We start from the raw sequence: 24,588 nt of genomic DNA, 5'->3' as shown, positions 1-24,588 counted from the left end.
GGATCAATCTCCTGCGGATCAGTCGGCCAGGTTGTCGCTGCGGGTCAGGCCCTGTTCCAGCAACTGTTCGTGAATCGGCGCCATACGGCCGAAGATACGCTGGGCCCGTTCCGGGCGGCCGATGAAACCGGGCTCCTTGGCGTAGGCGAAGATCACGGTGTGGCGCTCTTTCTCGCCTTCCACCGGCGTGACCCGGTGCAGGGAGTAGCGGCCGAAGAACACCTGCAGGTCGCCGGGCTGGAGATCCAGCTTCTTGACGGTGCGGTGGTCGCCGTCCAGCACCTGCTCGACGGCGTCGTAGTTCTCGCCGGCCTGGCTGCGAATGCCCGGCGCATACTGGAACTGGCCACCACCGTGGGACTGGCGGGTCATCATGGTGACGATGAATTCGTTGGTGTCGTAGTGCCACGGATGCTGGCAGCCTTCGCGCAGCACGTTGATCACCAGGTCCGCCAGCGGGTCGGCGTACTGGTGGATTGCCTTCATGCCCACCACCGACGCGATGAAGCTCTGGAAATCCGGGTCCTGGTAGACCTGGCGGACGATGGTTTCCTGGTCGATGCGATCGCCGGCCACGAAGCCGTTGGTGCGGTCGTCGAACCGATTCTTCGGGTGCGAGTCCGGCAGGGACGGGTCGGCATCGCAGTTGTACGGGTTGGTCTCGGTCTGGTTGTAGTGGGCATCCGGCGACAGGCGCTCGGTTTCCCGCTCCAGGCGGTCCAGGGCTTGCTGGCGTACAAAGCCGTCGAGTACCACACAGCCATCGTCGGCCAGTTGGGCGTGGCAGCGGGCCAGCAGGGCCTGCCCGGCCTCGGAATCCAGATTGCGGATGGGGTAGCGGTCGGTATCGATCAGGGCATCAAGCGGTGACGACACCGCACTGATTGCTTCGGCTTGCACGTGAAACTCCTTGGTGTTGGAAACGTCTTTTTACCCTATGGCCCTCCCAGAAATTAGTGAAATTAATCTTTAACATCTGTTTTATTTCAACTTAAAATAAGTGAATGGATACCCAACTGCTCAGAACCTTCGTCGCCGTCGCGGAAAGTCAGGGCTTCAGCGCCGCCGCCAAAGTCCTCCACCGCACCCAGTCCGCCGTCAGCCTCCAGATCAAACGCCTGGAAGATCAGATGGGGGAAACCCTGCTGCAACGCACCCGCCGCAGCGTCGCCCTGACGCCCGCCGGCAGCCGCCTGCTGCCCTACGCGCGGCACATGCTGAAGCTGGAAGATGAGGCCCGCCAGGAGATGGGCGCCGACCGCCAGGGGGAGCTGATTCGCCTGGGGATCACCGAGGAGCAGGCGATGGCGTACCTGCCGGAATTCCTCGACCAGTTCGCGCGGCAGTACCCGACCGTGCGCCTGGAGCTGACCTGCGGTGTGAGCTCACGGCTGGTGGATCTGTTCCAGGAAGGATTGCTCGACGTGGTGCTGGCGATCCGCCACTCCCCCACCCGCACCGGCCAGTTCATCGCCACCGAACCGCTGGTCTGGACCCTGGCCCGGGGCAAGACCCTGGACGACTGGGACGTGCTGCCCCTGGCCCTGAACCCGGAGGGCTGCATCTTCCGCGCCCACGCGGTGGCGGCCCTGGGTCGCGCCGGCTTCCGCTGGAACGTGCGCTATACCAGCTACTCACCGACCGGCGTCAACCTGCCGGTGCAGTCGGGGCTGGCGATGACCATCAAGACGCCCCGCAGCGTGCCGGAAGGCTGTGTGGTGGCGCCGGAATCGGCGGCACTGCCGGACCTGGGGCTCGTGGAGGTGGAGATCCACCGCTCGCCGGCCCATTCCAGCGAGGCCTACGAGGCCTTCTGCGACACCCTGACCAGCGTCGTGCACCAGGCGGAGGACACGGCCTGATTGCTTCGCCCACTAAACGAATCCGTTATAGCATCTCAAAATAATTAAGCGATGGGCGATTTCTGGCCCGACGGCAAAACATCCATCAAATACATGTTTTAAATCGATTTATCCGTCGAAAGCGAGAAAACAGATTCGATCCTGCAATCAGATTTATTTCAATTACTAATAACTATCGCCTGTATTAACGCGACGCTTTTGTTAGGGTAAAAAGCTTTCCGCCGGGCACAACCGACGCGTCACGCCGTGCCCGGATACTCTGGCCGCCCGTTCTATACTGAAGGGGCTTCGCCCGCTGATTACCCGAGACTGCAGGAGACCGATCTGGTGGAACTGATCCAGTACGCGCTCGACAATATGGGGCTGCTGACAACCCGGACGCTCGAGCACATCGCCCTGGTGTTCGTGGCCGTGGGCCTGGCGACCGTGACCGGCGTGCCCATCGGCATCGCCATCACCAAGAACGAGCGCATCGCCCGGTATGTCCTCTACGTGGCGTCGATCATCGTGACCATCCCGTCGATTGCCCTGTTCGGCATCATGATTCCGGTGCTGTCGATGATCGGCCACGGCATCGGTTACGTGCCGGCGGTGATCGCGGTACTGCTCTACTCGCAGCTGCCGATCATCCGCAACACCTACACCGCCATTAACAACGTCGACCCGGCCCTGCGCGAAGCGGCCCGGGGCATCGGCATGAGCGGCAACCAGCGCCTGCGCATGGTGGAAATCCCGCTGGCCGTACCGGTCATCATGGCCGGCGTCCGCACCGCCGTGGTGCTCAACATCGGCGTCATGGCCATCGCCGCCTATATCGGCGCTGGCGGCCTGGGCACCTTTATCAGCCGCGGCATTTCCCAGTCCGACCCGCGCCAGCTCATTGTGGGCGCGGTCGCGGTGAGCCTGCTGGCGATCATCGCCGACTACGGCCTGCTGGCCATCCAGAAGCGCCTCACCCCGAAAGGCATGGGCGCTGCCACGTCCGCCGTCTGAACCGTTCGGCCCCGCTTTACCGACCAAGGATTATTCGATGATTCAACTCGAGAACCTGACCAAGATTTTCGAAACCCCGAAAGGTCCGGTCACCGCTGCCGACCACATCAACATGACGGTGCCGAAGGGGGAAATCTGCGTGCTGCTGGGCCCGTCGGGCTGCGGTAAGACCACCACCCTGAAGATGATCAACCGCATCGTGCCGTCCACCTCCGGGCGGGTGCTGATCAACGGCGAGGACACCAGCGACCTGAACACCCAGGAGCTGCGCCGCAACATCGGCTACGTGATCCAGCAGATCGGCCTGTTTCCCAACATGACCATCGAGGAAAACATCACGGTTGTGCCCAAGCTGCTGGGCTGGGACAAGGCCCGCTTCCTCAAGCGCGCCCGCGAAATGATGGACATGATCGCCCTGGACGCCTCCACCTTCCTCAAGCGCTACCCCAGCGAGCTGTCCGGCGGGCAGCAGCAGCGCGTGGGCGTGGCCCGGGCGCTGGCGGCGGATCCCCCCGTGATGCTGATGGACGAGCCGTTCGGCGCCATCGACCCGATCAACCGGGCGGTGATCCAGGACGAGTTCCTGGCCATGCAGAAAGAGCTCAAGAAAACCATCATGTTCGTCAGCCACGACATCGACGAAGCCATCAAGATGGGCGATCGCATCGCCATTTTCCGTACCGGCAAACTGGTGCAGTACTCCGAACCGGACGAGCTGCTGGCCGCCCCCAAGAACGAGTTCGTCGAGTCCTTCCTGGGCGAGGACCGGGCCCTGAAGCGCCTCAACCTGGTCAAGGTCCACGAGCTGGCCAGCGAGAAAATCGGCTACGTGCGCCCGGACGACACCCTGGAGACCGCCTACAAGCGCATCGAGGAGCACGGCTACCTCAACTGCGTGGTGATGGTGAACGACAAGCACCAGCCCATCGGCCTGATCGACAAGGCCCTGGCGCGCACCACCCAGGGCTATTGCCGCGATCACTACGAGAGCATCCACACCGTGGTCGGACTGGACGACGACCTGCGCAAGGTCGCCTCCCTGATGTTCGCCCACGACATGACATGGATGCCCTGCGTCAACGCCGAAGGCCGCCTGTGCGGCCAGATCACCCAGCGCGCCATCACCCGCCACCTGGGCTCACGTTACCGCTCGCTGGCCGGCGCGCCGACCGCCGGGGCGGAAGCCGGCATCGCCCCGGAAGCGAACCAGGCGGGGGAGTAATCCATGCCGATACAGTACTTCAAGGGCATCGGCCGGTTCGCGCTGCTGGTCGCCATCTTCGCCGCCGGCGTCTGGGCCCAGTCCAGCGGTGTGCTGGATGACTTCCTCTATTACCTGCCGGACGTGGAATACCTGGCCAAGCAGCACCTGTGGCTGACGGCCATCTCCGGCGGTCTGGCCATCCTGATCGCCATTCCGCTGGGCATCGTGCTGTCGCGCCCGGCCATGGACCGCTACGCCGAAACCCTGATGCAGGGCCTGAACGTGGGCACCACCATCCCCACCCTGGCGGTGCTGGCGCTGTCCATGAGTTTCCTGGGCATCGGCACGCTGCCGGCGGTGTTCGGCCTGTTCGTGGCCACCCTGCTGCCGATCACCCGCAACACCTACGCCGGCCTCAAGGACGTGTCGCCGGCGCTGATCGAGGCCGCCGCGGGCATCGGCATGTCGCCGCTGCAGCGGCTGATCAAGGTGGAGCTGCCCAACGCCCTCTACGTCATTTTCGCCGGCATTCGCACCGCGCTGACCCTGAACGTGGGCACCGTACCGCTGGCGTTCCTGATCGGCGCCGGCGGTCTGGGCGAACTGATCTTCACCGGCATCGACCTGTACGACCCGGTGATGATGCTGGCCGGGGCCATCCCCACGGCGCTGCTCGCGATTGTGGTGGACGCGCTGGTCGCCCTGGCGGCGTTCCTGATCGTACCGCGGGAAGTGAACCCGTCCCGCGCCTGAGGCAAACCGAACCGAAAACGCATCCAGAACCCATCCGGCGCTGCCGGACACATCAAAAAACACAGAAGAGGCAAGGCTCATGAAACGATTCATCAAACCCGTAATGGCCATGGTCCTGGCCGCGGCATCCACCGTGGCCGCCGCCGACGACGTCGTGGTGGGCGGCAAGAACTTCACCGAGCAACAAGTGCTGGCGAGCATGACCGCCCAGTATCTGGACGGCCTGGGCTACGACGTCGACAAACGCGCCGGCATGGGCTCCGCCGTGCTGCGCCAGGCCCAGGAAAACGGCCAGATCGACCTTTATTGGGAATACACCGGCACCTCGCTGATCAACTACAACGACATCACCGAGCGCCTGTCCCCGGAAGAGACCTACAGTACCGTCAAGGAACTGGACGGCGAGAAAGACCTGGTGTGGCTGGAGCCCTCCGACGCGAACAACACCTATGCCCTGGCCATGCGTGAAGACGACGCGGCCGAGCGCGGCATCGAGACCATCAGCGACCTGGCCGCCGCCGTGAACGACGGCGACGACCTGACCTTCGCCTGCAACGCCGAGTTCTACGCCCGCGAAGACGGCCTGCGCCCCCTGCAGCAGGAATACGATTTCCGCTTTGCGCGCCCGCAGATCAAGCGCATGGATTCCGGCCTCGTCTACCCGGCCCTGCGTGACGGCCAGGTGGAAGTCGGCCTGGTATTCGCCACCGACGGCCGCATCCAGGCGTTCAATTTCCGCGTGCTGGAAGACGACAAGGGTTACTTCCCGGCCTACGCGCTGACCCCGGTCGTGCGTCAGGAGACGCTGGACGCCAATCCGGAACTGGCGGCGCAAATGAACCAGCTGTCCGCCCTGCTGAACGACGACACCATGGCCGGCCTGAACGCCCAGGTCGACGTGGAGAAGCAAACCATCGAGAAGGTGGCCGAGTCGTTCCTGAAAGAGAACAACCTGCTGTAATCCATCCCGCTCGCCGGGCCGCACCAGGCCCGGCATCCACTTTCCCGCCCCTCCGGATCGTCCCATGACCTCCAACCTGCAGCCCCTCGACTGGATCCAGTCCTTCACCCCGGACCAGTTGGACCCGGACGCGATGGCCCACGCCAAGCGCTGCCTGCTCGACCTCGTCGGCGTGGCCGCCGGTGCCACCGCGACACCCCTGGCGGACAAGGCGCGTCGCTTCACACTGAGCCAGTACGGCGGCGACCGCCCGCTGCTGTTCGCCGACGGCCGGGCCTCCCCGGCCGGTGTGGCATTGCACGGCGCCTGGCTGATCGACGCCCTGGACGCCCATGACGGCCAGGTGCTGACCAAGGGGCACGTGGGCGTGGCGGTGCTGCCGGGCCTGCTCGCGCTGCCGGAGGTCAACGCCCTGTCCGGGCGCGCGTTCCTGGGCCTGCTGGTGCTGGGTTACGAAGTGGCGACCCGCGCCGGCATCGCCCTGCACGTATCGGCGGACGACTACCACACCTCCGGGGCCTGGAACGGGCTGGCCGTGGCGGCGGTCTGCTCGCGCCTGCTGGGTTCGGATCGCGACACCCTGCACCACGCGCTGGGCATCGCCGAGTTCTACGGCCCGCGCAGCCAGATGATGCGCTGCATCGACCACCCCACCATGCTCAAGGACGGCTCCGGCTGGGGCGCCCTGGCCGGGGTGTCCGCCGCGCTGCTGGCCGCCGACGGCTTCAGCGGCGCGCCCACGCTGACGGTCACCGATCCGGCGCTGGCGCCCATCTGGGCGGATCTCGGCGAACGCTGGTACCTCTACGAGCAGTACTTCAAGGCCTACCCGGTCTGCCGCTGGGCGCAGCCAGCCGTGGAAGCGGCACTGTCGATCCGCCCGCAGGGCATCGACCCGGCGCGGATCGCGTGCATCGAGATCGAGACCTTTCACGAGGCCAAACGACTCCACACCCGGGCACCGGCGGATACCGAGCAGGCCCAGTACAGCCTGCCCTGGTCGGTCGCCTGCGCGCTGGTGCGGGGCACCGTCGATACGGACAGCGTCACCCGCGCGTTGGGCGACCCACTGATCACCCGACTGGCCCAACGGGTGGTCATCACCGAGTCGGACGCCTTCAACGAGGCCTTCCCGGCTCGCCGCTGGGCCCACGCCATGCTGGTGCTGGACGATGGCCGTGCCTGGCACAGCGACGCCATGGAAGCCCGCGGTGATCCGCACACGCCGCTGAGCGACGAGGAGATCCGCACCAAGTACCGCGCCCTGGTCAGCCCCGTGCTGGGCGCCGAGGCCACGGCGGAACTGGAAACGGTGATCGACACGCTGGACGAGCGACCGGTGACGGATTTGCTGGATAAGCTGGTTGTCCCCGGGGAGGCGGGAACCGCCTGAATGGAGCGCTCGCTTCGGCTACATTGTCCTGAAAAATCCCCGGAATGATTCCTTAACCTGCTTCACTTTGACTGGCATCATCGCGCCTGAGGAGCCTCTGAAAAAATTCAGGCTGTGGATGAAGCGCGACGCCGCGATTCGCCGCAAAATCGACTTTTTCAGCGGCTCCCAATATACGAGCATTGCCGGAGACCCATTATGCACCACCAGGACGCCCTGCACGTCGGCGCCGCCCAGATCAACAGCGTCCTGGGCGACGTGGCCCGGAACCTCGACACCCACCAGCGTCTGATTGAACAGGGCCGCGCCGCTGGCCTGGAACTGCTGGTTTTTCCGGAACTGTCGCTGACCGGCTACAGCCTGCGCCAGAGGGTGGTGGACGTGGCCATGCCCGCGACGGACGCTCATCTCCTGGAGCTGGCGCGGGCCGCGGGCGAGATGCAGACGGTGGTGGGTTTCGTGGAAGAAGTCAGCCCGGGCGAGTACTACAACGCCCTGGCCATCCTGCAGCACGGGGAGGTCCAGGCGGTCCACCGCAAGATCAACCTGCCCACCTATGGCGGCCTGGAGGAAGGCAAATGGTTCTCCCCCGCCGACGCCACCACCCTGTGCCCGGTGGTGGAAGGCTGGCCCGCCAGCTACCTGATCTGCGCCGACCTCTGGCATCCGGGGCTGGTGCACGAGGCGATGATGCAGCGGCCGTCGCTGCTGTGCGCGCCGATCAATTCGGCCTCCGGCATCGTCAGCGAGTCCTTCTCCAACGAGGACAACTGGGCCCTGAACCTGAGTTTCTACGCCATGACCTACGGCACGCCCATCGTGATGGCGAATCGCTACGGGCCGGAGGGCGAAAGCCACTTCTGGGGCGGCTCGCGTATCGTCGGTGCACGCGGTCAGATCCTGGCGGCCGCGGAGGACGGCGAGCAGTTGATCCACGCCACCCTGCGCCGCACCGACATCGCCCGCGCCCGGTTCGAGTTGCCCACGCACCGCGACGCCACCCGCTTCCCGCGCTGACATGATCTCGATCCAGTCCCGGCCGGACGAGGCTCCGACCGGCTGATAGGCTTCGTCTTCACTGCCTGAATGTTGTTCACCTGAATAGAGGCACCGATGGACGAATTCATCGACGGTTTCCGCCGCTACGCCGATTTTTCCGGCCGCGCCACCCGGCGCCAGTACTGGATGTTTTTCCTGGTCTATTTCCTGATATCCCTGGCCGCCAACGTGATCGATCTGGCCATGGGCTCGTTCATTCTCTCGACCGTGTTCAGCGTGGTCGTTCTGGTCCCGAGTATCAGCCTGGGCGCCCGTCGCCTGCACGACATCGGTCGCTCCGGCTGGTGGCAGTTGTTGATGTTCGTGATCGTGATTGGCTGGATCGTGCTGGCGCTGATGCTGGCACGCCCGGGCGAAGGGGAAAACCGCTACGGACCAGCACTGGCGGGCGCCTAGCGGCGGGCGGACCAGCCGCCCCGGGTAATGCGCCGCCGGCCTCTCACCGGAGGGTTGTACAGGTAGACCCAGGCGGAGCCGAGAGGCGTTGCCAGCCAGCGCCGGTCGTAGGTGCCGTGCGCCGGAGCCTCGGGCCGGTATTCCTCCAGCCAGTCGACCCGGCGCAGGCCGGCGTCATTTAACGCGTAGACTTCCACCTCCACGCCTGCGGAGGCCTCCAGCCGCGCGCCGGGATAGGCGCCCAGATCGTACAGGGCAATGCTCTGTAGCCGCGTTCGACCCAGAAACCGGGCGCCGCGCAGGTAGCGGTGATTGCTGCCGCCGCGCTTGAGCGTGCCGTACACCGCCACGCGATGGGGACGAACGCGGTCATTGCCGCCGAAGTCATGCTCTGATGTCATCATCCTCACCGGTTTTGTCTATCCTGAAACGAAAGACATTCGCAGTACCTCGGATAGTTTGTCCAGGATGGACGCGATTCTTTTCCCATCCCCTGTCGGGTCTTGATGTAGCCCACGATCGTCTATCGGCGAAATCCTGAGGTGAGTGTTAGACTCGCGCGCTTTTTCGACCCGCTCCGCCGGGTTGGCCTTTTTCACCGGATCGCGGCACCGCCGCTGGGGACCTTTCATGACAGCCATTGTCGACTTCCTGAATTCCATACTCTGGGGCTACGTGCTCGTCTACGGTCTGCTGGCCGTGGGCGTGTTCTTTACCCTCCGGCTGGGACTGCTGCAGTTCCGTCACTTCAACGAAATGATCCGCGCCATCCGCGGCTCCCGCGAAAGCGACGTGCACGGTATCTCGCCGTTCCAGGCCCTGTGCACCAGCCTGGCGTCGCGGGTCGGCACCGGCAACCTGGCGGGTGTCGCCGTGGCGCTGTACCTCGGCGGCGCCGGCGCCATCTTCTGGATGTGGATGGTGGCGCTGGTCGGCATGGCCACCGGCTACGCCGAGAGCACCCTGGCCCAGCTCTACAAGGTGCGCGACGGCAAGGGTCAGTATCGCGGCGGGCCAGCTGTTTACATGGCCAAGGGGCTCAAGGCGCCCTGGGCCGGTGGCATCTTCGCGGTGTGCCTGATCCTGTCCTTCGGGCTGGTGTTCAACGCGGTGCAGGCCAACTCCATCGCCGACGCCATGCAGGGCGCTTTCCACATCCCCAAGCTCTGGGTGGGGGTCGCCGTGGCCTTTTTCGCCGGCATCGTCATCTTCGGCGGGCTGCGCTCGATCGTGCGTTTCGCCGAATTCGTGGTGCCGTTTATGGCGGGACTGTACGTGCTGGCGGCGCTGGTGGTCATCGCCATGAACATCACCGAAGTGCCGGGTGTGCTGGCCACCATCGTCAAGAGCGCTTTCGGTATTTCCGAGGCCGCCGGCGGCGTCGCCGGTTCGGTGACCGCGGCCATGCTCAACGGCATCAAGCGGGGGCTGTTCTCCAACGAAGCGGGCATGGGCTCGGCGCCGAACATCGCCGCCACCGCCACACCGGCCCCGCATCACCCGTCTTCCCAGGGTCTGGTGCAGGCCTTCGGTGTATTCATCGACACCCTGATCGTGTGCACGGCCACCGCGGTGATGATCCTGCTGTCCGGCGTCCTCGAACCGGGTTCCGGCATTACCGGTACCAAGCTGACCCAGGACGCGCTGCAAGTGCACTTCGGTGCCTTCGGCGCCTACTTCATCGCCATCGCGATCCTGTTCTTCGCCTTCACCTCCATCGTCGCCAACTACACCTACGCCGAGAACGCCCTGATCTACCTCGGGGGCGGCAGTACGCTGGGATTGACCCTGCTGCGCCTGGCGGCGCTGGGCATGGTGGTCTGGGGCAGTTACGAGGCGGTGATCACGGTATTCAACGCCGCCGACGCGTCCATGGGCCTGATGGCCACCATCAACCTGATCGCCATCGTCCTTCTCTCCGGCACGGTAGTGAAACTGACCAAGGATTACCTGGCCCAACGCAAGGACGGCAAGGTGCCGCACTTCAAGGCGCAGGAGTATCCGGAACTGGCCGAGAAGATCGACCACACCATCTGGCGCTGATCGGCCAAGTCGAACTCACGCCCACAAAAAAGCCGCCCATCGGGCGGCTTTTTCATACTCAGTCCGAGCCGAGAATCCCCTGCTGCCTTGCCATGGCAGCCGCGGCCTTGGGGCCGGTCCACAGGGACGGCAGGATCACCAGGGACACGGGAATCGCCGTGAGCACGATGAACTGCTGCAACACGCCGATCTGGCCGGCGCCCATGTACAGCAGCATCGCCGCCATCACGGACATCGCGCCGCCCCAGAACACCCGCGTGCCCGGGCTGGGTTCGTCGTGGCCGGCGCCGACCATGGCGATGGCGTAGCTCATGGAGTCGCCGGTGGTGGCGACGAAAATGGTGGTCAGCAGCAGGATCGCCGCCGCCATGAACGAGCCGCCCGGCAAGGCCTGGGCCACGGTGAGGGTCGCCACATCGAACTGGAAGCTGTTCAGCGCCTCGGTCAGGTCGAAGGTGCCGGCCAGCTGGTGGTAGATGCCGGTACCGCCCAGCAGGGTGAACCAGATGGTGGTGGCAATCGGCGCCAGCACCGACACGCACAGCACCATCTGGCGCACGGTGCGGCCGCGGGAAATGCGCGCCACGAAGATCGCCATCAGCGGCGTGTAGCCGATGAACCAGGCGAAGAAGAACACCGTCCACCACTTCATCCACCAGGCCGGTGCGGTCTGGGAGGTCTGCGTGGCCATGGTGAAGAAGGACGACACGTACTCGCCCATGGACTGCAGGTAGGTGTCCACCAGGAACAGGGTCGGGCCGAAGACGACGATCAGGCCGGCGATGATCAGCGCCAGCACCACGTTGAACCGGCTCAGCAGCTGGATACCCTTGTGCAGGCCGGTCAGGGCGGAAGTCATGTAAACCGCCGCCAGGATCGCGAGGATCACCAGCTGGGTGCCGAAACCGTCCGGCAGGCCGAACAGTTCATGCAGGCCGAAGCTCATCTGGGTGGCCAGGAAGCCGATCGGGCCGACCGTACCGGCCACCACCGCAATCACACAGACCGCGTCGATCACGCTGCCCAGCCAGCCGCTGACGGCTTTCTCGCCAAACACCGGATACAGCAGGGTGCGCGGCTGCAGCGGCTTGCCCTGACCGTAGTGGGCGTAGGCCAGCACCAGCGCGGTCAGCGAACCCAGCACCGCCCAGGCCAGGAAGCCCCAGTGCATGAACGATTGCGCCAGCGCCGGCGCCACGGCATCGGCCGTCGCCGCTTCCGCGCTGAACGACGGCGGCGACACCACGAAGTGATAGATCGGCTCGCCGGCGGCAAAGAACACGCCGCCTCCGGCCAGCAGGGTACACAGGATCATCGACAACCAGCGGAAGGTGCCGATTTCCGGCGTTGACCGGTTACCGATGCGCGCCTCGCCGCTGCGGGTGAAGGCCACGCCCAGGGCAATGAAGAAGGTCAGCAGCAACAGCAGCTGGAAGAAGCTGCCCATGGTTTTGGCGGTCCAGGCAAAGCCGGCGCCGATCCAGGCGGTCATGGTTTCGGAATCCACCAGGGACAGGGCCACGAAAGCGACGATAAACGTCATGGTCAGGGCCGCCACCAGCGGGTCGCCCAGTCGATTGGAACGGGATTGCGCCTGTTCCAGGGCGACATTCGAAGAATTAGACATAGGGAAATTTGAATACTTGAGGAATGGAAAGGGTCGCGCACCGTACAGGAAGGCGATGGGTTACGCCATCCGTTGTACCCGAGAGCACCGCCAAAGCGGCGGCGCAGGCAAGGCTGTCCATTCGCTTCTGGCTGGAGCATCCAGTCCTGAGCCGTTTCATTTCATCAACGCGGCACGGTGACGTCGCGCTTGTACCCGGCGGTGAACACTGGGACACATCCGCCCCAGGCTTTAAACTGTCCGCCCGGAACCAACCTGTCGGAGCGTCATGAACCGTCCCATCGCCACCGCATCGCTGGATGATCCGCTCTACTACCTGAAGAACTTCGAGACCGTGGTGCGCTGGGTGCGCGAACACCACGGTGACCTGCTCACGTCCGACGAGCGCGCCCTCATCGACCGCCTGCTCGACCTGCCCCAGCCGGCCCGCGCCCTGCTGGTGCGGCTGGTGATGCGCAGCGGCGAACGCTTCCGCCAGAGCAAGCTCAACTACCCCGAACTGGGCGCCCCGGTGGATGAGGCGCTGGACGTGCTGGCCGCAGCCGGCTGGGTGGAAGACGACCCGGAGCTGGACATCGAAGCGCTGTTCGACGCCCTGACCGTCGCCGAGTGCCGCAACGCCCTGGGCACCTGGCTGGCCGAGAGCCCCCTGCCCCGCTCCGCCAGCAAGAAGGCCATGCTCGCCCATTGCCGGGAACTGACGCCGGAACCACGGCGTTTCTCGCACTGGTGGCCGCAGACCGACGATCGCCTCGTGGCCCTGCACCACATGGCGCTGTTCGATCGTATCCGCCTGATGTTTTTCGGAAACCTACGCCAGAGCTGGCCGGACTTCGTGCTGGTGGAACTGGGCCATCACCGCTATGAGACGGTGCCGTTCACGCCCGATTCCCGGGCGTTCCAGAGCCGCGACGACGTGGACCGCTACCTGGCCATGCAGGCCTGCCGCGACCGCCTGGAAGCCGGCGAGCCGCCCGCCGCCATCTGGCCGGACATTCCGCCGCGCAACGCCAACCCCTGGCTGGAGAGCCGGCGCGGGCGACTGCTGATGGAGCTGGGACGCCAGGCCGACCGCAGCGGCGAAGTCGAGCTGGCCCTGCGGGCCTGGGGCGAGAGCGGGCATCGCGAGGCGCGGCTGCGACAACTGCGATTGCTGGAACGGCTCAAGCGGCCGGAGGACGCCTGGGCCGTTGCGCGTGACGCCGTCGACGACCCGCGCGGCGACGGCGAAGCCCGGGGCCTCGAGCGCCTGCTCAAACGACTGGCCAGAAAGCTCGACCAGACGCCACCGCTGGCCCCCCGGCGGCCGCCGATTCCGGAGCAGACGCTGGTGCTGCCAAAGCCCGAGGCGATGTCGGTGGAGTGGGCCGCCCTGGAGCATCTCAGCCAGGAGCGGGCGCCGGTCTGCTACGTGGAGAACACCCTGATCAACGGCCTGTTCGGCCTGCTGTGCTGGCCAGCGCTGTTCGCCCCGCTGCCCGGCGCTTTTTTTCACCCGTTCCACCTGGCGCCGGCGGACCTGCACCGGGAAGATTTCGTGCAGCGCCGCCAGGCCCTGTTCGACGATTGCCTGGCCGCGCTCGACGGCGGTAACTACAAGGACCGCATCCGTGACAACTGGCGTGCCAAGCAAGGCCTCTCGTCCGCCTTCGTGCACTGGCCGGTGCTGACGGAACCGGTGCTGGAGATGGCCCTGGCGTGCATCCCGGCCGCGCACCTGAAGTTGCTGTTCCAGCGCCTGTTGCGGGACCTGCGCGAACACCGCAGCGGCCTGCCCGACCTGATCCGGTTCGTGCCGTACGACGCCACCTACGAGATGATTGAGGTGAAAGGCCCGGGCGACCGCCTGCAGGACCACCAGATCCGCTGGCTGGAGTTCTGCCTGGAACACGGCCTCCCGGTCTCGGTGTGCTACGTGCGCTGGTCGGAGGCGGACGAATGCAGGTAGCCGTCAGAACCTTGTGCGAGTTCGCCGCCCGGCGGGGCGACCTGGATCACCGCTACACCCCGGCACCGTCCGCCGAGGACGGCATCGCCGGACACGCCCGGGTCCAGGCCCGGCGCGGGCCGCAATACCAGGCGGAAGTCCCGCTGAGCGGCGAGTGCGCGGGTCTGTCCCTGCGCGGGCGCGCCGACGGCTACGAGCCGCTGGCCAACCGGCTGGAGGAGATCAAGACCCATCGCGGCGATCTGGAACGCCTGTCGCCGGATCAGCGCGCCCTGCACCGGGCGCAACTGCGGGCCTACGGCGCCCTGCACTGCCAGGCCAGCGGCCGGGACAGCGTGGAACTGGCTCTGGTCTACTACGACATCGGCCGCGACCGGGAAACCGTGGTGCGCGAATCCGCCAGCGCCGACAGCCTGTGGCAGGAGCTGACCGACCTGTGCCAGGCCTACCGCGCCTGGGCCCAGCAGGAAGCGGCGCACCGGCGCGAGCGGGATGCTGCCCTCGCCAACCTGCGCTTTCCCTTCCCGGATTTCCGGCGCGGCCAGCGTCCCCTGGCGGAGACGGTCTACCGCAACAGCCTGCGCCAGCGCTCGTTGCTGTTGCAGGCGCCGACCGGTCTGGGCAAGACCCTGGGCACGCTCTATCCGGCCCTGATGGCGCTGCCCCGGGCCGGGCAGGATCGTCTGTTCTACCTGACCACCCGCAATCCCGGCCGCGATCTGGCGCTGGACGGCCTGCAACGGCTGGCCGACGCCCAGGACGGCGCCGTGCCCCTGCGCATCCTCGAACTGAGCGCCAAGGACCACGCCTGCGAACACCCGGACAAGGCCTGCCACGGCGAGGATTGCCCGCTGGCCCGGGGCTTTTTCGACCGCCTGCCCGCCGCCCGCCAGGCCGCGGTCGACCACACCGGCCCGTTGACCCGGGAAGCGCTGCGCGACATCGCCGCCGAGCACGGTCTGTGTCCCTATTTCCTGGCCCAGGAGATGGCCCGCTGGAGCGATGTGGTGGTGGCGGACGTCAACCGGATATTCGACCAGCACGCCCTGCTGCATGGCCTGACCCGGCAGAACGACTGGCGCGTCAGCCTGCTGGTCGACGAAGCCCACAACCTGATCGACCGCGCCCGGGGCATGTATTCGGTATCGTTGCGTCAGTCGCGGCTGCTGCAGGCCAGGAAGCAGGCCCCGGCCAGCCTGAAAGGCCCCATCAACCGGCTGGCCCGGCAATGGCAGACGCTGGCCCGCGAGTACGGCAGCGACGATGACCGGCCCGTGTTTCTGGACACACTGCCCAAAGCGCTGCTGGGCGGGCTCAACGGGCTGGTCTCGGCGATCACCGATTACCTCACCGACCACCCGCCGGACCTGACCCTGCAGGAGCTGATGTTCGACTGCCTTGCCTTCAGCCGCCTGGCGGAATCCTTCGGCGACCACTCCCTGTGCGAATACCGCCGCGGCGGGCGCGGCCGGGCCGAACTGGCAATCCAGAACCTGGTGCCGGCGGACTTTCTCAGGCCGCGCTTCGAAGCCGCCGACAGCAGCCTGCTGTTCTCCGCCACCCTGTCGCCGGGAATTTACCACCGCGACCTGCTAGGCCTGCCGCCGGAGACGGCCTGGCAGTCCGTGCCCAGCCCCTTCCACAGTGGCCAGTTGCAGATCCACTTCGCCGACCGCATCAGCACCCGGCGCGCTCACCGCGAGGCGTCCCTGGGGCCGATTGCCGCGCTGATCGCCAGCCAGTACCGGCGCCAGCCCGGCAATTACCTGGCCTACTTCAGCAGCTTCACCTACCTGGAGGCGGTCCGCGCGCGGCTGCAGCGCGAGGCGCCGGATATTCCCGTCTGGCACCAGCACGGCGGCATGAGCCAGGCGGAGCGGGCCGGGTTCGTCGAGCGTTTCACCGAGGACGGTCAGGGGGTCGGATTTGCGGTGTTGGGTGGCGCCTTCGGCGAAGGCATCGACCTGCCCGGCACCCGCCTGATCGGCGCCTTCGTCGCCACCGTAGGCCTGCCGCCGTTCGATCCCTGGCACGACGTCCTGCGCCAGCGGCTGGACGCCCGTTTCGGCGCCGGCTACGACTACACCTACCTCTACCCGGGCCTGCAGAAAGTGACCCAGGCCGCCGGGCGCGTCATCCGCACGCCGCAAGACACCGGCACCCTCTGGCTGATCGACGACCGCTTCGCCCAACCGGCCATTCGACGCCTGCTGCCGGACTGGTGGTTCGCCGATGACGACACGCCGGAACATGAAGACAGCCTTGCGCGGATGTAACTCAACTCCAGCGGTGGATGCTTTAGACTGGGTTGCCATTATCGGACGGTCAGCGCGCCCCATCGCGGCGCATCCACGAGCGTCCGTGACTCCCCACGGGGCCCCGCGCTCCGGCGTTTTTGCGGGAGATCAGAAGCAGCAGGCTGTCGTCACGCAGTAACATCGCGGCCTGACAATTGCATCGAATAACCATGCCGGGAATCCCTGGCCCCATTCGCCAACGAGGGGAGCGGGCAGCCTTTGCCTACGCTTTCCACAACAGCTCCAAGGCAAGGACGTGAACATGGACCTGAGTATCGTTGTTGCGGCGTATAACATTTCAGACTTCATCGACGACTGCATCCTGTCGATTGTCGAGCAGGACACCCACATTCCTTTCGAGCTCATTGCCGTGGACGACGGCTCCACCGATGACACCGGCGAACGCCTGACGGCCCTCGCCGAGCGTTTTCCCGAGCGAATGCGCGTCGTCACCCAGGTCAACGGCGGTCTGTCCGCGGCCCGCAACACCGGCTTCGAGCATTCGACCGGTGAGTTCATCTGGTTCATCGACGGCGACGACATGATCGCCCCGGGCGCCATCGACAGCATCGTCGCCACGCTGAAACAGCAGGCGCTGGACTGCGTGCACTTCGGTTTCCAGGAAGTCGACGAAGCCGGCACCGAGCTGCCGGGACGCCATACGCCGCTGCAACTGGGCCTGATCTCGGGTCGCCAGTTTTTCCGCGAAGGCGTGAAGGCGTTCCACATCGCCACCACCGCCTGGACCTACGTGTACCGGCGTTCGCTGCTGGTCCAGTCCGGCCTGCGTTTCGAACCCAACCTGCTGCACGAGGACATGCTGCACACGCCGCAGCTGCTGCAGGAGGCGGACCGCTTCGTCGCCCTGGAGCAGGCGCCCTACCTGTACCGCCAGCGCTCCGGATCGATCACTCAGGCGGTGAATCCGGACAAGGCCCGGGAGCGGGTCGACAGCCTGATCCAGATCTTCCTGGACCTGCACTACCTGCGCCGCGAAACCCGCGACAATCACTTCCGCGAGGCGCTGGGCTGGTACGGCTACCACGTCTATCGCAAGGCCGTGAAAGAGGCGCAAGGCGCGGACCTCAAGGAGTGCCAGCAGCGTCTGCGCCAGCTCAACCAGAGCACCCGCGCCTGGCGCCTGTTTCCCAACCACGATCTCGTCAGCGGTCTGAAGAAGGCGGCGCTCAGCGTGATCTACGGACCGACCTCGTACTTTCAACGGAATCTCAGGGATGAAGCTCGATCAGCACGATTTTGAATCCATCATGCAGCGGGAGTTCGGAGCGTCGACGCTGACGCTGGCCAGCTTCCCGGGCAACGCCGGCGACCACCTCATCACCATGAGTTCGCTGAGCACACTGGAGAAGCTGGGCCTGAAGGTGAACCTGGCCCTGCCCGGTGCGCCGGTGGGGGAATCCGCCGCCAACCGCACCCTGCTGGTGGCGGGCGGTGGCAACCTGGTCCCGCTCTACGACGACGTAGCGCAACTGCTGCACCGCTTCAAGGACGCCTTCCAGCGCCTGGTGGTGCTGCCGCACACCATCGCCGGTCACGAACCGCTGCTGCGCGAACTGCCGGACAGCACCCTGATTTTCTGCCGGGAAAAGCCCTCTTTCGATTACGTCAGCAACCAGGTCAGCGCGCAGACCTACCTGTGCGACGACATGGTCTTCTATGGCGATATGAGCGCCTTTCGGGTGCGCCACCTGCCGCTGGTATGGCTGCGCGAGCTGTTCGGCACCTTCCGCGTGACCGGCCTGGGCCGGCGCAAGTACGCCGAGGCCAAGCTGCGACTGCTGGGGGGCTGGCTGCGCCGTCGCCTGAGCCGCTCCGGCACCCGCGCCGGACACCTCTATCGCACCGACCGGGAAAGCGCCGGCCAGCCGATTCCCGACGATAACTGCGACGCCTCGGTGGCGTTCGACTATGGCCAGACCTCGATCGAACGCATCCGCGAATCGGCGCGGGATTTCGTCAACTACATCGACCAGTTCGACATCGTCTACACCGATCGCCTGCACGTGTGCATCGCGGCGGCGCGACTGGGCAAGACGGTCTATTTCAGTGGCGGCAGCTATCACAAGTGCCGATCGGTCTACGAGAATTCCATCGCCGGCCGGTTCGACAACGTGATCTGGACATGAGCAACGAGCCGAACGCGACGACCGCCGAAAACAAGGCCGCGTCCGGCGGCCGTTCCCTGATCGGCCTGATGCTGCGCAGCAGTTCGGTCAACGTCCTGATCGTGGTGATCTCCACGCTCAACGCCGCCCTGGTGGCGCGCATCCTGGGTGTGGAGGGGCGAGGCCATCTGTTCCTGCTGTTCCTGCCGATGTACTTTGCACCGCTGGGTTGCAACCTCGGGCTGCACCGGCTGGCAATCTACCTGGGCAAACGCGAGCAGCGCCAGGCCGCGGCGGTGCACCTTGCCATCGGCGCGGCCGCCGCCACGGTTTTCGCGGTGATCTGGTGCCTGATTTTCCCGTTCTACATCGAGCCCAAGTACACCAGCCTCAACACCGCCATCGTGATCCTGACCCTGGCCGGCACCGTGTCGTTCACCGCCGCCACCTACCTGCAGGCGCTGGCCGCCATCGACCGTCGCTTCATCATCCCCGACGTGGCCAAGTTCATCCTGCCGCTGCTCAACGGGCTGCTGCTGGGTTGCGCCTTTCTGCTCGACATCGGCAGCCCGGAGATCCTGCTGGGGTTCCAGATTGTCTGCCGGCTGGCCGAGATCCTGTTTATCAGTTGGGCCCTGCGGCGCCTGTTCCGCACCCAGCAGATCGAGCGCCAGCCCGGGCTGCCCCGGGAAAACCGGCGCTACTCCCTGCGTTTCTGGCAGTCCGACCTGATGGGCCTGCTGCAACAACACCTGGACAAGATCCTGGTGTCGCTCATCGCCACCACCAGCGAGATGGGCATCTACGCGGTGTCGGTGACACTGGCCATGTCCGCCCGCCAGCTGGTGGGTAACGTCACCAATGTGATCATCGCCCGGGTCAACGCCCAGGATGAAGCCGAGATGCGCCGCACCTTCAGCCGCTGGACGCTGATCTATTTCGGGCTCGGGCTGGTGCTCTGGCCCATCTGCCTGGTGGTGCTGGAATACCCGGTAGCCCTGGTGTTCGGCAAGGACTTCAGCGGCGTTGCCCACATTACGTCGCTGCTGCTGCTCAACGTGATTCTCGCATCGGTGGCCTGGCTGGTGATCCAGCCACTGCTGCTGACCGGGCACAACCGGGTCCAGGTTCGCGCCCAACTGGCCGGCACCCTGCTGTTCGTGTCCGGCTCCATCTGGGCGGTGCGCGAATCCAGCCTGGAGATCTTCATCTACTCGATGATCGCCGGCTCGCTGCTCAAACTGCTGATCTGCCTCGCCCGAATGTACTTCGGGCCCCATTCCCGCCAACCGCGAGGCTCCACATGACGTTACTGCACGCCGTGCCGGCCTATTCCCGGATCAATGAGGAATACATTTTCCTGCACCTGCGCAGCCTGATGCGCCAGGGCTACGATTGCCGGCTGGTGACCTCGCGCCTGCTGGACACGCCGGACCGGGAACTGCCGGGGCTGGAAGTGCACGTTGTGCCGGGCCGGGAGAGCGGCGGCTGGGCCCAAACCCTGACGCGAATCGAATCCAAGCTGCTGCGCCAGTACCGGGAATTCGAGGTGGCGACGACGGCCATCGCCCAGCCCACCCGCGGGGTGGCCGCGGTGCAGGCGCAGTTCGGCATGTCGGCGACCAATTTCCTGCGGGCACGGGTGCCGGTGATCACGTCCATGCACGGCTACGACGGCAATGTGGCCCTGCACCAGCACCGGGAATTCCGCCGCGCCATGGAAAAACTGAGCGCCGGGTCCGAGCGGATCTTTACCTTTCCCAGCCAGCACTTTGCCAACCAGGTGGCCACCACCCTGAAACTGGCGCCCTCCCAGGTGCGGGTGGTGCGCAACTACGTCAACCAGAACTTTTTCCCGTGGCGTCCGCGCCAGTACGACGGCGGGCCGCTGCGGCTGGCCTGCATCGGCCGGTTTGAAGGGTTCAAGGACCAGGCCACGCTGCTTGAGGCGGTGCGCCTGTTGCGCGACAAAGGGGTCGACGTGACCCTGGACCTGGTCGGCTTCGGTCCCACCGAGGCACGGCTGCAGTCTTTCATCGGCGTACACAGCCTGGCCGACCGGGTCACGCTGCACGCCGGCCTCAGCCGCGACGGCATCCGCACCCTGCTCTACAACAGCCACGTCTACGTACAGCCCTCCCACGTCGATCCCCAGACCGGCGCGGAGGAGAGCTTCTGCATCGCCATCATGGAAGCCCTGGCCAGCGGCCTGCCGGTGATCTCATCCGATTACGGTGCCCTGGCGGAGATTTACGGCCCCATGGCGCAGGCCGATAGCAACGGTTTCCGTTTCTTTGAGGCGGGGGATGCGGAGGCGCTGGCAACAGTGATCTCGGCCAGTCGCGAGCACTACCAGAGCCCGGACGAACAGAGCGTCCAACGCTTTATCGGCGGGTTCTCGGAAGAGGCGGTGGGGCAGCGCTGGGCTGATATTCTGGACAGTCTGGGCGTCGTGCCGGACAGCGCGGCCAGCCCTTCGCCCCTCCCCGACGCGGCGTCCTGAGCCGCACTCACCACATCCTGTGAGCCGCCCCCGCACTCGCGGAGGCGGCTACGCCGGCATCAGCGGCGTTTTCCCAGCAGCACCAGTCGACTCCAGCCATAGCGGGACGCCACCCGGTCGACGATGATCGGTGCCACGATGCCGCACACCAGGCCGACGACGAGCAGCAGGAAGGTGTCGGTCACCCCCAGTTTTTCAAGGATGATCCGCGACGGCGCCGCGGCAAACACGTGGTAGATATAGATGCTGTAGGAAAAGCCGCCGATGAAGACCAGCCAGCGCACCTTCCACTGGGACGCCAGCAGGAACAGGCCGCTGCAACAGCCAATCACCAACGCCGGTACCGACTGGTCCGGCACCCGCGCGGTCAGTCCGGCCACGCCCATCAGAGCCCAGGTGCCGCAGAGCACGAACAACAAACCAGCCGGCCACAGCACCGTCGGCCGGAACAGAGTCTCGCGAAAACGGTTGCAGGCCGCCCCGAACAGAAAGAAGGGGATCAGGTAGATGGCACCGGCAAAGCCCAGATAGATCGGCGGCTTCTGGTACAGCACGTGAATAACACAGCCAATCGCCATAACGGCAATGAAGCGCCTTCCCGTGGACAACAGACCGCCCATCTCCAGCAGCATCACCAGCAGGAAGATCCAGAACAGGGACTCCACGTACCAGAAATGCTCGACCGGGACGATGTGCAGTGTCAGGAAATCCTCCAGCGCCATCGGGGTGTTGGTGCCGGGCGCCACGCTCTTGAGGATGGCAAACAGGGTGCCCACCACCAGCATGGGCACCAGCAGGCGGCGCACCTTGCCCTGCATGAAACGGCCAGCGCCGCCGCTGAACGGACGCATGGCGTAGACGTAGCCGGACAGGAAGGTGAACAGAGGCATGCGCAGATAGGCCAGCGCGTCGGTCACCAGCCGGTAGATGGAGTCCGGGTCTTCCACCCGCAAACCGGTGTAGGGCTTGCCGCCAACCACGTGGAAGCCAACGAGCAGGAGACAGGCCAGGCCGCGCAGGGTTTCCACGTTCAGGTCGGTCCGGCGTCCCGCCTTGGCGCCGGAGATGACACCGGACGAGCCGTCGGCCAGCCCACCGGACAGGGTATTCGTTATTTCGGCCACGCCACGCCCTCCTGCGGTTCCAGTTGCATCACAGGCCCACCGCCCTGTCGTTCGACTTCGCGGCGGACTGCTCCTCAAGCAGTGCCCCGAACAGGTTGAGGTACTGGTCGATCACGTTGGCGGCCAGCATATCCGGCGATCGCAGCCGCGCGTTACGGGTCAGCTCCGCCAGACGTTCGCGGGTCAAACCAGCCAGGGCGTCGTGAATGTTCGCCACCGTCGGCGTGAACACCAGGCCATCCTGTTCGTGGCGCACCATCTCCGGCTGCCCGCCCAGGTTACAGGCCAGTACCGGGATGCCGTTCAGCAGGCTTTCGCTGACCACCCGCGACAGCGGTTCTTCCCAGGTGGAGGGCATCACCATGACATCCATGCGCGGATAGAAGTCCGCCGGTTGGGTCTTGCCCAGATAGGTGATGCGCTCGTCGCCGGCAATGATGTCCTGCAGCCGGGCCACGTCGGCGTCGCTGCCTGTACCGGCGATGTCCAGGGTCATGTCCCGGCGCGCCAGCTTGCGGAAGGCTTCGGCCAGGATGAAGGTGCCCTTGTTCTCCGCCACCCGGCCGATGAAGCCGACGCGGATCGGATCGCCGTGCTGGCGCTCGGCGCGTGGAAACTGCAGGTGGTCGCCGGGCCGGTTGTGGATCGCAGCGGTGCGCCGGGCATTCGGGAAGAAGCCCGCCTCCAGATGATGCTGCAGCATGTAGTCGGACACGCCCACCGCCGCGTCCACACACTCGCTGTGACGACGCCGGGTCACCTCGGCGGGCAGACAACCGGTGCAGGTCTTCTGGCAGGTGGTCCCGTTGCGGTAGCGGTTGGAGCGCTGGCAGCGCAGGTAGAAATCGCGGATATTGTGGACCATCACCGCGTCGTCGCGCTTCTGCTGGCGAATGGTCTTCCAGAACTGGGTGGAAAACCCCAGCAGGTTGTTGGTGTGGATCACGTCGAACTCGGACAGGTCCACGTACTTGTCGGCGTCACCGCCCTGGAACACGTCGATCAGGTGCCAGCGGGTGCGTTCGGTCAGCGAGCCCTGGCTGATCAGCGGGATGTGGTGGTTGTAGCTGGGCACGCGGATCACGGTCACGCCGTTGATCTCCTCGCGGTCGCCCACGCCGTCCCGGGACAGGGTCAGTACGCCGACGGTGTGGCCCCGGGCGGCGAAGCCCTCGGCCAACTGCTGCACGGACAGTTCCGCGCCGCCCACCTGGATCGGCGTGTAGAAGGTGTTCACGATCAGTATCTTCATGGCAGCTCTCCCGCTGTGCCGAGAACCCGGTTCACCACCCGGTTCAGGTTCTGCGCCAGCCGTTCCCGCTCGGCGTGTTCGGCGCGGGGCGTCTCGTTGCCCTCAAGCACCTGGCGCAGTATTCCGCCCAGTTCCCTTTCGTCATAGACCACCTGGGCCAGGCCGCGGGCCTCCACCTGGCGGGCTGTGGCGATCTGGTGATCATTGCGGTGTTCGTTCAGGTCGTAGCGACGCGGCACCACCACCACCGGAATCCCGCGGTCGTTGCAGGACAGGATGGTCCCGATGCCGCAATGGCCCACCACCACCTGGGCGGCGTCCAGGTATTTCTGGTAGCTCTCCGGCTCCAGGTAGCGTTCGTAGCTGATGTGGCGCGGCAGGTACTCGCCCCGGCCGATCTGGGCAAAGGCCGGGTAGGTGTGGTCCGGCCCGATCCATTCATCCAGGCTGCGGACCAGCCGGTCGAACGCCAGTTGTGTGCCTACGGTCAGAAAAATCAAAATGCCGGCTCCTAAAATCCGGGTCCTGTCGTCCAGGCCCTAAAGAACACTGCCCAGGTACACCGGGCCCTTGTTGCTGTCGTCGTTCGCCAGATGCGGCCACTGGGTGCAGCACAGATCCACGAAACGCGCCGCCATGCGCCCGGAACTGGACAGTTCTTCGGCGTTGGCGACGCTGTCGATCCAGATGACCCGGGTGCCGGTCAGCTTGGCGGCCAGCGCCAACAGCAGACCGGGTAAGGCGCCGGTGGTGATCAGCAGATCGGGACGCAGACGCAGCATCAGGCGCAGGCTGCCGCCCAGGCAACGCAGGGCATTGAGGCGCTCACCGGCGTTGCAGTCGGTGACCCGGTAATAGTCGGCACCGGCCGCCTCGGGCGGTATCTCCGGCGAGGTGGACACGTAGCTCAGGCGCCGGCTGTCGCCGTCCAGCAGACGGTCGATCACCATCAGCTGTTTCCAGTGGCCGCCGAAGGACGCCGCCAGCATGACGTGCCGGGGCGACTGTTTGGCGGTGCGTTCGTGAACGGGCTCGGCTGTGGTCATA

General features: G+C 65.7%; 22 protein-coding genes. 15 read left to right on the top strand and 7 right to left on the bottom strand.

The features are described 5' to 3' along the window. Positions 1-18: 18 nt before the first annotated feature. Positions 19-900, bottom strand: a complete 882-nt coding sequence (locus tag DKK67_RS01215; RefSeq protein WP_111493611.1) for a HalD/BesD family halogenase — start codon at positions 898-900, stop codon at positions 19-21. A 104-nt stretch (positions 901-1,004) separates the two neighbouring features. Between DKK67_RS01215 and DKK67_RS01210 the strand changes: the two genes are divergently transcribed. The 8 genes from DKK67_RS01210 to DKK67_RS01175 all read left to right on the top strand — a co-directional run bounded on the left by DKK67_RS01210 (position 1,005) and on the right by DKK67_RS01175 (position 8,621). Continuing rightward, positions 1,005-1,862, top strand: a complete 858-nt coding sequence (locus DKK67_RS01210; RefSeq protein ID WP_111493609.1) for a LysR family transcriptional regulator — start codon at positions 1,005-1,007, stop codon at positions 1,860-1,862. Positions 1,863-2,219: 357 nt separating this feature from the next. Next, a complete protein-coding gene (locus tag DKK67_RS01205; protein ID WP_204355787.1) occupies positions 2,220-2,855 on the top strand; it encodes an ABC transporter permease in 636 nt (211 codons plus the stop codon). Positions 2,856-2,892: 37 nt separating this feature from the next. Further along, positions 2,893-4,077, top strand: a complete 1,185-nt coding sequence (locus tag DKK67_RS01200) for an ABC transporter ATP-binding protein (protein WP_111493607.1) — start codon at positions 2,893-2,895, stop codon at positions 4,075-4,077. 3 nt (positions 4,078-4,080) lie between these two features. After that, positions 4,081-4,812 carry an ABC transporter permease gene (locus tag DKK67_RS01195; RefSeq protein WP_111493605.1) on the top strand — a complete coding sequence of 244 codons (732 nt, stop codon included), beginning with the start codon at positions 4,081-4,083 and terminating at the stop codon, positions 4,810-4,812. Positions 4,813-4,891: 79 nt separating this feature from the next. After that, on the top strand, positions 4,892-5,773 hold the full coding sequence (locus DKK67_RS01190) for a glycine betaine ABC transporter substrate-binding protein (RefSeq protein ID WP_111493604.1): 882 nt from the start codon (positions 4,892-4,894) through the stop codon (positions 5,771-5,773). A gap of 64 nt (positions 5,774-5,837) precedes the next feature. Further along, positions 5,838-7,166, top strand: coding sequence for an MmgE/PrpD family protein (locus DKK67_RS01185; protein ID WP_111493602.1), 1,329 nt, complete (start codon positions 5,838-5,840; stop codon positions 7,164-7,166). Between the two features lie 198 nt (positions 7,167-7,364). After that, positions 7,365-8,183, top strand: a complete 819-nt coding sequence (locus tag DKK67_RS01180) for a nitrilase-related carbon-nitrogen hydrolase (RefSeq protein ID WP_111493600.1) — start codon at positions 7,365-7,367, stop codon at positions 8,181-8,183. A 96-nt stretch (positions 8,184-8,279) separates the two neighbouring features. Further along, the gene (locus DKK67_RS01175; RefSeq protein ID WP_111493598.1) at positions 8,280-8,621 is read left to right on the top strand and encodes a DUF805 domain-containing protein; all 342 of its coding nucleotides are present in this window, start codon (positions 8,280-8,282) and stop codon (positions 8,619-8,621) included. Here DKK67_RS01175 and DKK67_RS01170 read toward each other — a convergent pair. Continuing rightward, positions 8,618-9,022 (bottom strand): gamma-glutamylcyclotransferase family protein, encoded by a 405-nt coding sequence (locus DKK67_RS01170; RefSeq protein ID WP_111496714.1) that lies wholly within the window; start codon positions 9,020-9,022, stop codon positions 8,618-8,620. The two genes, DKK67_RS01175 and DKK67_RS01170, sit on opposite strands and share 4 nt — an antisense overlap. A 229-nt stretch (positions 9,023-9,251) precedes the next feature. On the opposite strand from DKK67_RS01170, the gene DKK67_RS01165 reads away from it, so the two are divergent. Then, positions 9,252-10,664: an alanine/glycine:cation symporter family protein gene (locus DKK67_RS01165; RefSeq protein ID WP_111493596.1), complete on the top strand. Its 1,413-nt coding sequence runs from the start codon at positions 9,252-9,254 to the stop codon at positions 10,662-10,664. A 58-nt stretch (positions 10,665-10,722) separates the two neighbouring features. Here DKK67_RS01165 and DKK67_RS01160 read toward each other — a convergent pair whose 3' ends face one another. Further along, entirely contained in the window at positions 10,723-12,291 is a 1,569-nt protein-coding gene (locus DKK67_RS01160) for a BCCT family transporter (RefSeq protein ID WP_111493594.1), read from the bottom strand. 268 nt (positions 12,292-12,559) lie between these two features. On the opposite strand from DKK67_RS01160, the gene DKK67_RS01155 reads away from it, so the two are divergent. The 6 genes from DKK67_RS01155 (at position 12,560) to DKK67_RS01130 (ending at position 21,165) form a co-directional block, all read left to right on the top strand. Continuing rightward, positions 12,560-14,239, top strand: coding sequence for a VRR-NUC domain-containing protein (locus tag DKK67_RS01155; RefSeq protein ID WP_111493592.1), 1,680 nt, complete (start codon positions 12,560-12,562; stop codon positions 14,237-14,239). Further along, the gene (locus DKK67_RS01150) at positions 14,230-16,515 is read left to right on the top strand and encodes an ATP-dependent DNA helicase (RefSeq protein ID WP_111493590.1); all 2,286 of its coding nucleotides are present in this window, start codon (positions 14,230-14,232) and stop codon (positions 16,513-16,515) included. The genes DKK67_RS01155 and DKK67_RS01150 overlap by 10 nt, the downstream gene beginning before the upstream one ends. Positions 16,516-16,798: 283 nt before the next feature. Further along, the gene (locus DKK67_RS01145; RefSeq protein ID WP_111493588.1) at positions 16,799-17,797 is read left to right on the top strand and encodes a glycosyltransferase; all 999 of its coding nucleotides are present in this window, start codon (positions 16,799-16,801) and stop codon (positions 17,795-17,797) included. Further along, positions 17,772-18,683 (top strand): polysaccharide pyruvyl transferase family protein, encoded by a 912-nt coding sequence (locus DKK67_RS01140; RefSeq protein WP_111493586.1) that lies wholly within the window; start codon positions 17,772-17,774, stop codon positions 18,681-18,683. Before DKK67_RS01145 ends, DKK67_RS01140 begins: the two co-directional genes overlap by 26 nt. Next, on the top strand, positions 18,680-19,969 hold the full coding sequence (locus DKK67_RS01135; protein ID WP_111493584.1) for a lipopolysaccharide biosynthesis protein: 1,290 nt from the start codon (positions 18,680-18,682) through the stop codon (positions 19,967-19,969). Before DKK67_RS01140 ends, DKK67_RS01135 begins: the two co-directional genes overlap by 4 nt. Further along, positions 19,966-21,165 (top strand): glycosyltransferase family 4 protein, encoded by a 1,200-nt coding sequence (locus DKK67_RS01130; RefSeq protein WP_111493582.1) that lies wholly within the window; start codon positions 19,966-19,968, stop codon positions 21,163-21,165. The genes DKK67_RS01135 and DKK67_RS01130 overlap by 4 nt, the downstream gene beginning before the upstream one ends. A 59-nt stretch (positions 21,166-21,224) precedes the next feature. Here the strand turns inward: DKK67_RS01130 and DKK67_RS01125 are convergent, their stop codons facing one another. Genes DKK67_RS01125 through DKK67_RS01110 form a run of 4 tightly spaced genes read right to left on the bottom strand, consistent with a single transcriptional unit; the run spans position 21,225 to position 24,587 of the window. After that, complete coding sequence (locus DKK67_RS01125) at positions 21,225-22,289, bottom strand: acyltransferase family protein (RefSeq protein ID WP_162628709.1); 1,065 nt, start codon at positions 22,287-22,289, stop codon at positions 21,225-21,227. 28 nt (positions 22,290-22,317) lie between these two features. Continuing rightward, positions 22,318-23,541 carry a glycosyltransferase family 4 protein gene (locus DKK67_RS01120; protein ID WP_111493578.1) on the bottom strand — a complete coding sequence of 408 codons (1,224 nt, stop codon included), beginning with the start codon at positions 23,539-23,541 and terminating at the stop codon, positions 22,318-22,320. Then, entirely contained in the window at positions 23,538-24,041 is a 504-nt protein-coding gene (locus tag DKK67_RS01115; RefSeq protein WP_162628708.1) for a glycosyltransferase, read from the bottom strand. Before DKK67_RS01115 ends, DKK67_RS01120 begins: the two co-directional genes overlap by 4 nt. Before the next feature lie 39 nt (positions 24,042-24,080). After that, a complete protein-coding gene (locus DKK67_RS01110; RefSeq protein ID WP_111493574.1) occupies positions 24,081-24,587 on the bottom strand; it encodes a glycosyltransferase family protein in 507 nt (168 codons plus the stop codon). Between the last annotated feature and the right edge of the window lies 1 nt (position 24,588).

It is taken from the genome of Marinobacter bohaiensis, assembly GCF_003258515.1.
GTDB lineage: Bacteria > Pseudomonadota > Gammaproteobacteria > Pseudomonadales > Oleiphilaceae > Marinobacter_A > Marinobacter_A bohaiensis.
Note: the sequence above shows the minus strand (reverse complement) of the source record. Positions and strands in the feature narration are given on the sequence as shown.